This is a genomic window from uncultured Tateyamaria sp. (assembly GCF_947503415.1).
GTDB lineage: Bacteria > Pseudomonadota > Alphaproteobacteria > Rhodobacterales > Rhodobacteraceae > Tateyamaria.
In genome coordinates, this window is the sequence record NZ_CANNDS010000002.1 from 1119917 (window position 1) to 1133047 (window position 13131).

The 13131-nt window shown below is 58.3% G+C and carries 11 protein-coding genes and 2 pseudogenes; 5 read left to right on the top strand and 8 right to left on the bottom strand.

What is annotated here, in order from left to right; genetic code table 11:
- Positions 1 to 5: 5 nt before the first annotated feature.
- The 6 genes from Q1A32_RS16600 to Q1A32_RS16625 all read right to left on the bottom strand — a co-directional run bounded on the left by Q1A32_RS16600 (position 6) and on the right by Q1A32_RS16625 (position 6225).
- Entirely contained in the window at positions 6 to 1049 is a 1044-nt protein-coding gene (locus tag Q1A32_RS16600; RefSeq protein WP_299655538.1) for a LacI family DNA-binding transcriptional regulator, read from the bottom strand.
- 19 nt (positions 1050 to 1068) lie between these two features.
- On the bottom strand, positions 1069 to 2073 hold the full coding sequence (locus tag Q1A32_RS16605) for an ABC transporter ATP-binding protein (RefSeq protein ID WP_299610999.1): 1005 nt from the start codon (positions 2071 to 2073) through the stop codon (positions 1069 to 1071).
- A gap of 11 nt (positions 2074 to 2084) precedes the next feature.
- The gene (locus Q1A32_RS16610) at positions 2085 to 3113 is read right to left on the bottom strand and encodes an NAD(P)-dependent oxidoreductase (RefSeq protein WP_299655541.1); all 1029 of its coding nucleotides are present in this window, start codon (positions 3111 to 3113) and stop codon (positions 2085 to 2087) included.
- The gene (locus Q1A32_RS16615) at positions 3110 to 3922 is read right to left on the bottom strand and encodes a carbohydrate ABC transporter permease (RefSeq protein WP_299655544.1); all 813 of its coding nucleotides are present in this window, start codon (positions 3920 to 3922) and stop codon (positions 3110 to 3112) included. Before Q1A32_RS16615 ends, Q1A32_RS16610 begins: the two co-directional genes overlap by 4 nt.
- Position 3923: 1 nt before the next feature.
- Positions 3924 to 4811 carry a carbohydrate ABC transporter permease gene (locus tag Q1A32_RS16620; protein ID WP_299610990.1) on the bottom strand — a complete coding sequence of 296 codons (888 nt, stop codon included), beginning with the start codon at positions 4809 to 4811 and terminating at the stop codon, positions 3924 to 3926.
- Between the two features lie 106 nt (positions 4812 to 4917).
- Positions 4918 to 6225, bottom strand: a complete 1308-nt coding sequence (locus Q1A32_RS16625) for an ABC transporter substrate-binding protein (RefSeq protein ID WP_299655547.1) — start codon at positions 6223 to 6225, stop codon at positions 4918 to 4920.
- A gap of 784 nt (positions 6226 to 7009) precedes the next feature.
- Between Q1A32_RS16625 and pufB the strand changes: the two genes are divergently transcribed.
- The 4 genes from pufB to Q1A32_RS16645 all read left to right on the top strand — a co-directional run bounded on the left by pufB (position 7010) and on the right by Q1A32_RS16645 (position 10129).
- Positions 7010 to 7165 (top strand): light-harvesting antenna LH1, beta subunit, encoded by a 156-nt coding sequence (gene pufB / locus Q1A32_RS16630; RefSeq protein WP_299610986.1) that lies wholly within the window; start codon positions 7010 to 7012, stop codon positions 7163 to 7165.
- Positions 7166 to 7176: 11 nt separating this feature from the next.
- Positions 7177 to 7536 carry a light-harvesting protein gene (locus Q1A32_RS16635; RefSeq protein ID WP_299655550.1) on the top strand — a complete coding sequence of 120 codons (360 nt, stop codon included), beginning with the start codon at positions 7177 to 7179 and terminating at the stop codon, positions 7534 to 7536.
- Between the two features lie 110 nt (positions 7537 to 7646).
- Positions 7647 to 9083 carry a PucC family protein gene (locus Q1A32_RS16640; protein ID WP_299655554.1) on the top strand — a complete coding sequence of 479 codons (1437 nt, stop codon included), beginning with the start codon at positions 7647 to 7649 and terminating at the stop codon, positions 9081 to 9083.
- Entirely contained in the window at positions 9080 to 10129 is a 1050-nt protein-coding gene (locus Q1A32_RS16645) for a PucR family transcriptional regulator (RefSeq protein ID WP_299655557.1), read from the top strand. The genes Q1A32_RS16640 and Q1A32_RS16645 overlap by 4 nt, the downstream gene beginning before the upstream one ends.
- A gap of 219 nt (positions 10130 to 10348) precedes the next feature.
- Here Q1A32_RS16645 and Q1A32_RS16650 read toward each other — a convergent pair.
- Positions 10349 to 10722, bottom strand: a pseudogene (locus Q1A32_RS16650) (DDE-type integrase/transposase/recombinase); the annotation flags it as partial.
- 3 nt (positions 10723 to 10725) lie between these two features.
- Positions 10726 to 11487, bottom strand: a pseudogene (locus tag Q1A32_RS16655) (IS3 family transposase); the annotation flags it as partial.
- 796 nt (positions 11488 to 12283) lie between these two features.
- Here Q1A32_RS16655 and Q1A32_RS16660 point away from each other — a divergent pair.
- The coding region (locus Q1A32_RS16660) for a Calx-beta domain-containing protein (protein ID WP_299655560.1) at positions 12284 to 13131 on the top strand (848 nt) is incomplete at its 3' end.

Sequence of the window (13131 nt, forward strand, 5' to 3'; positions counted from 1 at the left end):
TTTCCTCATTCCTTGGGACCATGGGAAGGCGCGCGCGGTGCGGCGGTGCTGTCGCGCACAATCAACTCGGGCTCGATGATCAGCGGGGCCTTGGCCCCCGGTTGATTTTCGAGAACGGCGATGAGTTTGCGTGCGGCCAACTGCCCCCATTCGCGCCGCGGCAACCGAATGGTAGACAGGCCGGGATTGAACACAGCCGAATAGGGCATGTCGTCATATCCGATGACCGAAATATCCTCGGGCACGCGGACGCCGGCGCGGGCGAACCCGTGCAGAAGCCCTGTTGCAGTCTCGTCGTTGTGGACAAAGACGGCCGTGGGCATATTACCAGATGCGACCAGTGTCTTGGCGGCCTGCTGTCCAAATTCGATGGACAGGTCGCCGAATATGCGGCGTTCGTCCTGTGGGTCGATCTGCGCCTTTTGCAGCGCATCGCGAAAGCCGAGATAGCGCCGCTCGAACGGAGGGACGTTCAGCGATCCGCAGACCTGAATGATATTGGTATGGCCCAACCCGATGAGGTGTTCGGCGGCCAGTCGCCCCCCTGCCTCATCGCCCGTGCGCACGGTGGGCAGATCAAGCTCCCGGTGCCCGCCACATGATACCAGCGGCGGGCCGGAATAGGCACCGTCTTCGTCGCTGGGCAGAAGGTCTTCGGGGATGGACAGCGTGTTCAGGATCATGCCGCCCGCCTGGTTCATCAGCAGCATGTCGGCGTAGGCGCGCTCTGTCTCCGTGTCTTCGGAGGTGTCGCCGATCAGCACGACATAGCCGTTCAGGCGGGCCTCTTCCTCGATGCCCTTGAAGAAGGACGCGAAGAAGGCGTTGGTGATGTCGGACACCAGAACGAGCAGGGTCTTGCTGCTGCCCCGGCGCAGTTCGGCGGCGGCCTGATTGGCGCGGTAGCCAAGGCGCTTCATCGCGTCCAGAACCAGATCGCGTGTTTGCGATTTCACATCATTGGGTTTGGACATGGCGCGCGACACGGTTGCAATCGAAACGCCTGCTTCGCGTGCCACATCTTTTACTGTCGGCCGTTTGGCACCCATGCTCACCACATCCCCATGATCATACCGAGATCGGCCGACCCTCGTGGTCGAATTTATGGATGAAGTGTGCGTCGGGCTTCAAGTGCACCGTGTCGCCAACATTCTGGCTGTGCTGACCGCTCAGGTTGACGGTGACTGGGCCCGCCCCCTCGACATTCACGTATAGAACGGTGTCGTGGCCAAGCCGTTCGACCAGCGTCACCTTGCCTTGCCACGCGCCCTCCGACGGGTTCATCTCAAAATGCTCGGGCCGCACGCCCAGGGTTGTCGCGCCCACAGCATCCGCCGGGGCCCCCTTGATGAAGTTCATCTTGGGCGAGCCGATGAAGCCCGCGACAAACTCGGACGCCGGGTTATTGTAGAGGTCCATCGGGCTGCCGACCTGTTCGATGTAGCCACCATTCAGCACCACGATCCGGTCGGCCATCGTCATCGCCTCAACCTGATCGTGGGTGACGTAGATCATGGTGGTTTCCATGCGTTGGTGCAGTTCGCTGATCTCGACCCGTGTCTCCGACCGCAGGGCGGCGTCCAGATTGGACAGGGGTTCGTCCAGCAGGAACACTTTGGGCTTGCGGACGATGGCGCGGCCAATGGCGACGCGCTGGCGCTGACCGCCCGACAGCTGACCCGGTTTGCGGTCCAGATAGGGGCCAAGCTGCAAGGCATCCGCCGCCTCCTGCACTTTCGCGGCGATCTCGGCCTTGGATTTGCGTTCAAGGCTGAGGGAGAAGCCCATATTCTCGGCCACCGTCATTTGCGGGTAGAGCGCGTAGGACTGAAACACCATCGCGATGTCGCGCTGCTTGGGGGACAATTCGTTGGCGCGGGTGCCGCCGATCATCAACTCGCCGCCCGTGATCTCTTCGAGACCGGCGATCATCCGCAGCAGCGTGGACTTCCCGCAGCCGGATGGGCCGACAAACACGATGAATTCACCATCCGCGATCGACAGGTTGATGTCGTGCAACACTTCTGTCTGCCCGTAGGCTTTCGACAGGTTCTTCAGTTCAAGTCCAGCCATTGGGTCCTCCCTTAGCTCGCCACCAGCGGTGCGCGAATGATCTTTTGGACGGTGTCTTTGGATGCGGCCTGCAATCTGCGCTCGGGCCGTCCGGCCTGAATGGCCTGAATGTCGTGCAGGATCATGTCGCCAATGGGATGGCGACCACCTTCGACGGCGGCGGCACGATGCGGCGACCAGATGACATTCTCGGCTTGGCGCAGGGCTGCGCGTTTCGAGACGGGTTCTTGCGGGAAGACATCGCTCGCGAGGCGAATTTGGCCGCGTTCGGCGGCTTCGATCAGAGCCTCGAAATCGACCAGATGGGCGCGGCTGATGACGACAACCAAGGTGCCGTTGGGAATTTTTCGGATCAGGTCGCGCGACACCAGTTGGTAGTTCTCTTCCGTCGGCGTGGCTGCGATCACGACGCAGCGGCAGGTCGTCAACGCCTCTTCAAGCTCGCAAAAGGCGATGTCTTTCGGCGCCGCCCCGGATGCTTTCAGCCAAGGATCAAAGGCTGTGATCCGGGGCGCAAAGGGGGCCAGAAGCCGTGCCGCTTCTTGTGCGATGGATCCGTAGCCCACGAAGCTGATGGATTGGCCGTAGAGGGAAAAGTCGGTCCCGGTGTTGTCGTCCAGCCAGCGTTCGGAACCCGCGCGAAAGCGTTCGTGCTCTTCCACGATCCCCCGCGCACCGGCCAGCATGAGGCCCAGCGTCATCTCTGCCACAGAATACCGAAACCCCGGAGCGCAGGACAAAACCTCGATGCCGCGTTCAAAGCACGCCTCGTAATCAAGGCCCGTCTGGAATGTCCCTGATACTTCAATCACCGCCTTGAGGTTGGGGGCAGAGGCGATGTCTTCGCGCGTCAATCTGGGTCTGGCGGCCAAGACATATTCCGAGTCGGGGAGGCTTGCGAGAAAGCGTTCGCGCGGCATGGGCCAGTTCACACCGCCGATGACGTCGCACACCCTGTTCAGGGCAGCGTAGGTTTCGGGGCGAAACAGCTCTTCGGTTTTGCGGAAGTGCTGATCCATGATCAAGGGGGCCCGGATCATTTCACGGCCCCCGCGGTCATGCCACGCACAAAGCTGCGCTGGAAGACGAGGAACAGCAGGACCACCGGGATTGCCATGATGACGGTGCCGCTGGACAGGCCGGTGACATCGCGCGTCATCGTGCCCTGAAAGTTCAGCAGGCCAACCGACAGCGTGCGCATCTCGTCCCGTGTCATCAGCAATAGGCGCAGCAGCAGGTCATTCCAGCTCCAGAGGAATTCCAGCAGTGCGGTGGTCACGACGGCAGGGGTGGCGATGGGCATCACGACGCGGCGGTAGATCTGGAACTCCGTCGCCCCGTCGATGCGCGCCGCCTCGTGCAGCGCCTTGGGCACACCCGCGAAATAAGAAGTAAACATGAAGACAAAGACCGACACGGCAAGGGCCAGATCGGCGAAGATCACGCCCAGATGCGTGTTGAGAAGCCCGAAGGATCGCACGATCTGGAACAATGGCAGCACCACCGCTGTCACCGGGATCATCAGGCCCAGCACGAACAGCAGTTGCAGCAGCATCTTGCCCGGGAATTGCATGAAAACCATCGCATACGCGGCAAGCGATGCGATGAGGATCATGACGATGGCATCCACAACCGAAATGATGAGCGTGTTGACGAAATACCGGCTGAAGCCACCTTCGGTCCACACCCGGATGTAGTGTTCAAAGGTCAGATCAATCGGCGGATACCATGCCGGATTGACCAGTTCGGTCGTGGGTTTGAGCGAGGTGAACAGGGTCAGCACAAGCGGCGCCGCCATCAACACCGCGATAACGCCCAGCACGAACAGAAGGACCCAACGGTTGGCCATGTTACTGCTCCTTCCGGTTCTGGATTTGGAGGTAGATGATCGTCGCGACGCTGACGATCACCAGCAGCGCCACGCCAATGGCCGACCCGTACCCATACTGATTTTCCAGCGCGCCGCGCTTGTACATGTAGGTGGACAGGATTTCGCTGAACCGGATTGGCCCGCCCTGGGTCGTGGCCCAGACGATGTCGAACACTTTGAAAGATTGCGTGAGCGTCAGAATGAAGACGACCGCCGTCACGGGCCGCAGGGCTGGCATGGTGACATAGCGAAACTGCTGCAGCGGCGTCGCCCCGTCGACTTTGGACGCCTCGTACAAATCCTCGTCCACGGCTTGAAGGCCCGCAAGAAAGATGATCACGCTGAGCCCAATCGTGGACCAGCTGTGCGCAAAGGCGAGCGCGTAGAGCACGACATTGGGATCGCCCAGCCAGGGCCGCGCAAGCGCGCCAAGGCCGATCCCTTCGAGCAACTGGTTGATCACGCCGTTGGGTTGATACATCCAGCGCCAGATCGTGGCGACGGCCATGGGTGAAATGACGACGGGCAGCACGATGCAGGTCTGGATCAGCAGCCGCGCCTTCCAGACCCGCGCCAGCATCGCGGCAATGACCAGACCCAGCCCCACGTTGATGACCAGAATGACACCGGACCAGACGAATGTGTTGCGGAACGCTTCCCAGAAGATCTTGTCCGAGAACATTTTGCGGTAGTTTTCCAGCCCGATGTAGTTCCGCTCGGGGCTGATGCCGTCCCAGTCCGTGAACGAGTATTCAACCACTGAAACCGTCGGGTAGATCGCGAAAATGATGTAGATCGACAGGGCGGGCAGCAGGAACAGGACGGGGTTCAGTCGCGCGGCCCATTTCGAATTGGGATCGAGGAACATGACGGTATCTCCGCATACGAGGGGAGGGTCGCACCGCGTGGCGCGTGTCCAAGCTGCGGTTCCCGGGACGTGTATCGCGCCCGGAATCCACATGATGTAGACCGAGTTACTCTGCGATACCGCCGGGCAACATGATCTCACCCGCCGCTTTTGCAGCCGCCCAGGCGTCCTGCATCTCGGCGGTGAACTCCTCTGGCGTCATCACGTTCAACAACAGGCCCTGCAGCCCGTCATAGGATACGGTGGTCAAGCTGCCGGGGGTGATCGTGTCCAGAAACGCCGGGACCGACCCGTTGACTGCGTGATCATCCGAGGTCTGCCAGATGTCTTGTGCGAGTTGCGACATCTCGGCCTGTGCAAGTGCCTCATCCAGAGGCCCCACCGGGATTGTGCCTGCGTTCAGCAAGGCGACGCGCCCGTCCGTTTCCAGAAACATGCTGTTGAGAAAGGCAATCGCGTGGTCCTTGTTGTCGGACCCGTCGCGGATATACCAGCCGCTGCCGATGGAATTGGTGGGATGGATCGCCTGACCGTCCTCGAACGGGGGCACTGCAAAGACGCCGTAATCCGCGATCCGGTCACCCGCGGCTTCGATACCGCCGCCAATGACCCACGGTCCGGTGAAGGTCATCGGCACCTCGCCTGCCCAGAAACGGTCCATCAATTCGCCATAGCCGATTGCGACCGGTGTGGCGCCGAACCACCCGGCCTGCCCCATCTCCTGCAATTTGGCGGAAGCGGCAACAAAGGGGGCATCGGTCCAAGCCCCGTCGCCGAACAGGACACTCTCGATACCCTCGGGCCCGGCGTAGCGGCCGAACATCATCGATTGCCAGTGAGACGTCGGCCATTTGTCGGCCGCGCCCAGACCGATGGGCGTGTCATAGCCCGCCTCTTGCAGGGCGGCCACTGCGGCCTCCATTTCGGGCCAGGAGGTTGGGACGGAGATCCCGACCTCGTCAAAGATCGCCTTGTTGTAGAACATGCCGGTGGTTTCGACTTCGTTGCCGAAGGCCCAGAGCTTGCCGTCGCTGGACGTCTGAACCACGATGCCTTCCGGGATGGTATCGCCCCAATTGTGCTCGCGGTACGCGTCGGTCAAATCCGCAACCAAGCCGCCCGCGATCAAAGCGGCGGGCTGGCCCGGGCCGGTGCCGAAGGTGAAAAGATCAGGACCTTCGCCAGCGGACAGCGCCGGAACCAGTGCCGGGTTGAACAGATCGGACGAGTTCTTGACGATGGTGATCGTTGCATCGGATTGGGATGCGTTGAAGGCCTCGGCCAATTCATCATAGATCGTTGTCTGGCCCGGCTCCCCCGCCACCCAAACCACGACCTCACTTTGCGCTAGGGCTGCAGCGGGGACCAAGCTCAGGACCCCGAGGGCCGCGGCTGCACCAAAATAGTTCCTCATCATTTCCTCCCATTGATGTGGCTCTGCGCAAAAATGTATTCGATTACAGTTTTTATGTAAACGAATACATTTTTTTACCGGAGCGCTTTGATTTCGATGGGTTTTTGGGCGCTTTATTCAAAGAAAACGGTTCCACCTTCGTGATCCGGTGGCGCGGAGTGACCGCGTTTTGAGTGTCGGTGGCACGTGATTCATTTTGATTTCTACTTGTACATCTCGGCGCGCGGTGTCGAACGAGATGGTCTATAAGCCCAACCCACTAGTGCCCTTCGAAAAAGACCAAGCAGGCTGTTCACCTGATTTGATTTTATGAAGCGGATGTTGCGCAGCGATGCCGCAGACGGGATACGTATCCACGGACTGTGGGGGAAAGCTCATGACCGCGCCCCAGGAAGCGTGTCCCTCGCCTCAATGATGCTCCCGCATCCGAGATGTCGACATCTGATGCAGGCGATTCCGTAGGCCGCAACTGCGCATTTTATTGCACTGTCGGACGGTCGTATTTCCAACCAAACATGGACAATTGCGACAGGGCGACAGGCTGAAATTCAATCGGAAATTGCAGCGATCCAAACGACCAATCCCTTGGATATGCACGAAAAAAGGCTTTTCAGCGGCGTCTCGCAAAGTGTCAGATTTTTCTGACAGTTGAATCTGTAAAGTTTTTATGACACATTTGGCGTGCGTATGCGCCATTGTGACGCAGAGCTGTGAGGCTAGGGCTGGCCATGAAGCATTTTGATCGACCCTGCTTCTTAGAAAACTTTTCAAGGAGGATTCGGAGATGTCCGATGAAGAAGACAAGGTTTGGCCAACAGGCTTGACCCTGAGAGAAGCTGAAGAAGTTCACAGCTATCTCATCGATGGCACGCGTGTGTTCGGGGCGATTGCATTGATTGCTCACTTCCTCGTGGCCGTTTCAACACCGTGGCTCGGGTAAGGGGGTAAGCTATGAATAATGCAAAAATGTGGCTTGTCGTCCCACCTGCAGTCGGCGTTCCGGTTTTCCTTGGCGCTGTCGCCGTAGGATCGTTTGCGGTCCACGTCGCGGTCGTCACCAATACCTCCTGGGTTGCTGATTTCCTGTCCGGCCAGCCGCTTGGCACCGGGGACGCTCAGGCAGCGGCATCCGTGTTGGTACCAGATACAAATACGGCCAAAGCTGGTTACGTCATCGACACGCCGAAATCAGGCAGTGAAGTGACAGTTATCCTGCAAGACGGCACCTCCGTCCGGGCGATCATTCAAACGGACGAGATACTTGCATCTGCAAGCGCAGAGCAAGCTCCACCGTTGAGTGTCGAGAACTGATTGAGCACATCTTGGGTGCCGCGCGCACCCAAGACTCTTTTCGCAAGATCCGGCGGCTGCCCGCGCCTTTGGGCATCCCTGCGACGCGTGATCCAAGGGGGCAGTCCATCTTGAACCTTCGTGACATTGCCTTGCGTCGTCTTGCGACGTTAACTCCCAAATATTTGCCCTTCGCCGATGTTGCGACGGATGAAATGCCGCTGTCGCGGCTGCTGCGACTGTCACTGTTCCAAGTCACGGTCGGCATGGCATTGGTGCTGCTTATCGGCACACTCAACCGGGTGATGATCGTGGAATTGTCCGTGCCGGCAACACTTGTTGCAGGGATGCTCGCGCTTCCGCTTTTGTTTGCGCCCTTCCGCACCTTGATCGGCTTCAAATCTGACACGCATAAATCCGCTTTGGGTTGGAAGCGCGCCCCTTATATCTGGAAGGGCACGCTCTACCAGTTTGGCGGCTTTGCGATCATGCCCTTCGCCCTGCTTGTTTTGTCGGGCTATGGGGAGGCAATCGACGCCCCGCGTTGGATTGGCGTTTCCGCGGCTGCCCTGGCATTTCTATTGGTCGGCGCCGGTGTTCACATGGTTCAGACCGTCGGTTTGGCGTTGGCCACCGATCTGGTGAAGGACGAAGACCATCCGAAGGTCGTGGGCCTCATGTATGTCATGCTTTTGGTCGGCATGGTCGTGAGCGCGGTCATCTACGGCGCGCTGTTGGCCAACTATTCGCCGGGACGATTGATCCAGGTGATCCAGGGCACTGCGGTTGTGACGGTTGCGCTGAACCTGACCGCGATGTGGAAGCAAGAAGCCCGCGACCGGGCCCGTGCCCGGGAAATGGAGACCGCATCCAACGAACGTTTTTCCGTTGCCTGGCGGTCACTTACAAGTCAGCCCGGTGCGAAGCCCCTGCTGGTTTTGATTGGCTTGGGTACGTTCGGCTTCGGCATGGCCGATGTTCTTTTGGAACCCTATGGCGGACAAACGCTTGGGTTTTCCGTAGCACAGACAACTTTGCTGACCGCGATTTTCGCAACCGGAACCCTGATTGGGTTTGCAATTGCCTCAAGGGTCCTCGCCACGGGCCGCGCGCCACTGCAGCTTGCAACGGTCGGTGCCGCTATTGGCGTTCCTGGCTTTCTTGCAATTATCCTGTCTTCAATGGCGGTTGGACCAACTCTGTTTGTCGCAGGCACCTTGGCCGTTGGCGTTGGTGCCGGTCTTTTTGGTCACGCGACACTGACCGCGACCATACGAAACGCGCCTGCCGGACGGATCGGACTTTCGATCGGGGCATGGGGTGCTGTTCAGGCAACCTGCGCAGGTCTTGGTGTCCTGATGGCTGGCATTGTCCGAGATGTGCTGGTCGGACTGTCAGGTTCAATGGGAATTCACGCACAAACGCCCTATAATATTGTCTTCGGCATCGAGGTCGTCTTCCTGATCGTCACCGTTCTGGTGGCCCTGCCAATGATCATGAGGCGCGGCACAGGTCAGAACGCACAGCTCAAGAACGTGCCGCAAAGCAACCCGGTGGAGGTTTCATGACACAAGTCATCACGCGATTTTTCGACAGCGCCGAGCAGGCGCGAAATGCGAAATACGAACTTGTTCAGATCCATCGGCTCTCGTACCGCATCGTTGATCTTCACGACAAACCCGACGGCCTTGTCGAGAAACTTGCCGCTAGCAAGGTGTCCGAAGACACGGCCCGCGCGTATCAAGACCGGATGGCCAAAGGTGGCGTCGTCATGCTTGTGCGCGCAGGCTACAAACCTTTGGGTGTCGCAAAGATCACCCGCGAAGTGACAGCCAAACATGGGGCCGTCGATTTTGGATCTTTGACCGAAGAGGTTTTTGTCAAGGATACGCCGCGCATTGGCACCAGCGTTCTGGAAGCGCATCCACATATCCTGACAGTGCGCCGCGAGCCCGGAACAACCAATTTCCATATGGCGAACTGGCCGATCCCCCTGATCAGCCGGCGCCAGCCCGCGCCAAACAGTTTGGCACCGCGCAATAATCCACTGACACAATTCCTGTTGCCGCTGATCAATCGGCGCAAACCCTACACCGGGTCAATTTTTTCGCGCCATGCTCGGATGGCAAATTTTCCCGTCCCTCTCATCAGTCACCGGAAACCTTTCACGGCGTCTATTTTTCCCCGCCATGCCCGGATGGCAAATTTTCTTCTGCCGCTGATCAGCCGACGCAAGCCGTTCGACCGAACACTGATTCCGCGTCATGGCCGGATGGCGACGGTCCCAATTCCTTTGCTGATCAACGGACAGACGGGAACAAACGCCATTATTCCGGGCAACCCCCATATGGCGAACTTCCCTATTTCGCTGATCAGCAAACGCGAACCCTATTCCAATTCGATCTTCGGGCGTCATGCGCGGATGGCCAACTTTCCCATCGGTCTGACTAGCCGGCGCAAGCCGTTTACGGGTTCCATCATCTCCCGTCATGGGCGGATGGCAAATCTGTTCTTGCCCTTGGTCATTCGGCGTACTGGGGACGTGAAAAAAGATGGCGGCGGGGGCTTTTCGTTTTCGAAACTGCTTGGCCTGCCGACTTTGATCCAGAGGTAGCGTTCGCGCCACTTGTGTATCCTCGCAACTGCTGATCACACAGCCTGCTGCGTTGACGTCGGCACCGGGAAGACCGGCGCGGTTTTCAGCTATTGGATCCGGCGTTTGGTCGAAAAACGTTTGTCGTGCTGTCCATCGTCAGGGTTTTGGTGACCAATGGCAGCCTAACCTAAGCGAGACTTTGGCTCATCTGGTTGGTTTGATTATGCCTCGGGCTTAAGGATGATAAGACGCGCCACGAGAGTGCTTCATGCCCTTGTCGCTCAACCATTCCGCCAGATCGCCCGAGACAGAGCTGGACCTTTGTCGCTGAGCGGGCGTGGTTTGTGAATGGCATGCAGCTGATCACAGCCGGATACTTGCAGTGCCAGACCCAAGATGTCGGTCACGTCTTCCGTCCGCATTTTGGTGCAGAGCGTTCAGGCGACGATGTAACGGCTGTCATTGTCGAGGACTGTACTGAGATAGAACCAGCCCCATCCGAGAACCCTGATAAAGGTGAAGTCTGTTTGCCAAAGCTGATTGATGGCCGTCGTCTTGTGCTCGAACCCACTGGCCGCCTTAAGGACGATACAGGCGGGACTGGTGATCAGCCCCTATCCCCAGACACCTTCTTGGTTCACATTGCACGGCCTGTTTTCGAAGTCGACGGGCGGCAGCACACCGTTTCTTACATGTTTGCGTTTCGGGTCGTAGAACATTTCGATGTGGTCGAAGATGTCTTGTCTGGCTAGTTCGCGGGTCTAGTAGGTGCGGCGGCGAATGTGTTCAGGTTTGAGCAAGTTGAAGAGGGTTTCTGCAACAGCACTAACAAGACAATCACCGCGCTTGTTCATTGAGTGTCCGATGTTGTGTGCCCTCAGGAACACGGCCCAATCTCGGCTTGTGTATTGGGACCCTTGGTCGGTGTGGATGAAGACAGTGCGTTTTGGCTTTCGTCGCCAAACGGACATGAGCAACTCCTGAAGTAAAAGGTCGGTTGGTTGGCGTGATTGGGTTGCCCAACCGATGACACGAAGCGGGTAGAGATCAATGACGACGGCAAGACAAAAGAAACCATCTTAGGTTTTGGTGTAGGTAATATCTGAGACCCAAGCCGTGTTCTGTGCAGCGACATCAAACTGGCGGTCCAGCGTATTGTCGACCACGACAGATGGTTTGCCACCGTACTTACCCGGTTTGCGTTTGTAACTGATCTCAGCGCGGAAACCTGCCAGACGGTCCAGCCTGGCAACACGGTTTGGGCAATTGGTCTCGCCAAACTCCATCAGGTTATCATGTAGCTTGCGATAGCCATAGACCTTGCCGCTGCCTTTCCATGCGTCTTTGAACAATCTCGTCTGGCGGGCATACTCACGCACCGTGATCTGATGCACAGCATCACGCTTGAAATCTCAACTGAAATTTGGCGTCCCCATAACGGCCTCTTTGCCTCAAAGCTAGCGAAGAAAACGTCTACAATAATATGGGCTATTCAAAGTCCGTCTTTCCTTAGCAATCTAGTGCCGCATTGTTGTGCGATCGAGGAAAAATCTGATTGGATAACTGCGAGCCTTTTCCAATTCTGATTGTGCCGGCGAAGGTTTGGAGCAAGTTGCTGTGATGCAAGTTCAGGTAAGGTGTGATCGCGCACTTGCAGCGATTGGCCGGTTTGAAGAGCCGCACCGAAGCAGCTTTGCCTTTTGTCGAAGGTCTGTTTAGGGCCGCAGTATGCTGAACCGCTGCAGTCTACTCCGCTTCGGCGTTCACGCGAAGGAGGCCTTGAGATGCTAAATCCACATGCTGCAGCTACCGCATTCGCGGCAGATTTTGGGTCAATGTCTGCTACGGAGCATTGCACTGCCGAGTTTTGTTGCCAGCCAAGGTCCGGTTTGGGACCGGAAGCTGATACGTTTGAGGGCACATAGAGACAATTCAAAACTCGGTACGCCTGCACGCCAACAAAGTGAGCTGTCACCTGTTGAAACAGTGAGGCTCTCGGAAGCGAGAGTTCGGGGATCAATGCTTTTTTGTCCATTTCAACAAAGGTAATAGACAGCGTTCTTGAATTGGGGAAGAGTATGAATAGAAGTTCGATCTTACACATTATTCATGCGCAGATTTAAGTGAAGCTGCCGTTTTATTAAAACCCATAGTTGTATGAAGGATTGTCATATGCCATCCACTATTTCCGTTTCTCCCGCAGAAATTCTTGAAGGTGCCGATCAGATTGTCTTTCGTGTGAGCCTTTCGGAGGCGTCGCTGTCGGACATCACGGTGCAGTACCGGGCGGTGCAGGACGGGTCGGCTCTGGTGGGCCGGGGCGGTGATGTGGAGGGGACCACGGCCGAACAGACCTTCACCCTTACGATCCCGGCTGGCAGCACCCAGGCCGAGATCCGCTACAATATTGACGCCATTGATGCCGACGAGTTCGACGAGAACTTCACGCTGGAACTCAGCGATCCGGTCAACGCCATCCTGTCGGGCGGCGAGCCGGTGCTGACCGCAACGGGCGTGATCCTCGACAGCGATGGCGGCCAGAACCTGGCGCTCTTTGTCTCCGACCCGCTGGTGTTCGAGACGGATGCGGGCGGCCAGCAAGCCGTGTTCGAGATCCGCCTGTCCCAGCCCTTCGCCCAGAGCGTGACGCTCGACTACACCACCGCCGACGGCACTGCGCTGGCGGGCGAAGACTATGTGGCGACCGCCGGCTCCGTCACCTTCGCCCCGGGCCAGACCGTCGCCTCCGTCGCCGTCGACATCCTCGGCGACACCCTCAACGAAGCACTCGAGACATTCTCGCTCGTCATGAGCCCGGTCGCCGGCATCGCCAATGGGGTCGACGACGCGGTCGGCGTGGCCGAGATCCTGAACGATGACGGTTCGGATGTGCTGCCCGAGATCTCCCTGTCCGCGGCCGAGATCACGGAAGGCACGGACACCATTGTCTTTCGTGTGAGCCTTTCGGAGGCGTCGCTGTCGGACATCACGGTGCAGTACCGGGCGGTGCAGGACGGGTC

Bases quoted from the DNA above. Each gene is read 5' to 3' on its own strand.
- Q1A32_RS16645 (WP_299655557.1), top strand. From the start codon at position 9,080: ATGACACAAGTCATCACGCGATTTTTCGACAGCGCCGAGCAGGCGCGA.
- Q1A32_RS16620 (WP_299610990.1), bottom strand. From the start codon at position 4,811: ATGTTCCTCGATCCCAATTCGAAATGGGCCGCGCGACTGAACCCCGTC.
- Q1A32_RS16600 (WP_299655538.1), bottom strand. From the start codon at position 1,049: ATGGGTGCCAAACGGCCGACAGTAAAAGATGTGGCACGCGAAGCAGGC.
- Q1A32_RS16615 (WP_299655544.1), bottom strand. From the start codon at position 3,922: ATGGCCAACCGTTGGGTCCTTCTGTTCGTGCTGGGCGTTATCGCGGTG.
- Q1A32_RS16635 (WP_299655550.1), top strand. From the start codon at position 7,177: ATGAATAATGCAAAAATGTGGCTTGTCGTCCCACCTGCAGTCGGCGTT.
- Q1A32_RS16610 (WP_299655541.1), bottom strand. From the start codon at position 3,113: ATGATCCGGGCCCCCTTGATCATGGATCAGCACTTCCGCAAAACCGAA.
- Q1A32_RS16625 (WP_299655547.1), bottom strand. From the start codon at position 6,225: ATGAGGAACTATTTTGGTGCAGCCGCGGCCCTCGGGGTCCTGAGCTTG.
- Q1A32_RS16605 (WP_299610999.1), bottom strand. From the start codon at position 2,073: ATGGCTGGACTTGAACTGAAGAACCTGTCGAAAGCCTACGGGCAGACA.
- pufB (WP_299610986.1), top strand. From the start codon at position 7,010: ATGTCCGATGAAGAAGACAAGGTTTGGCCAACAGGCTTGACCCTGAGA.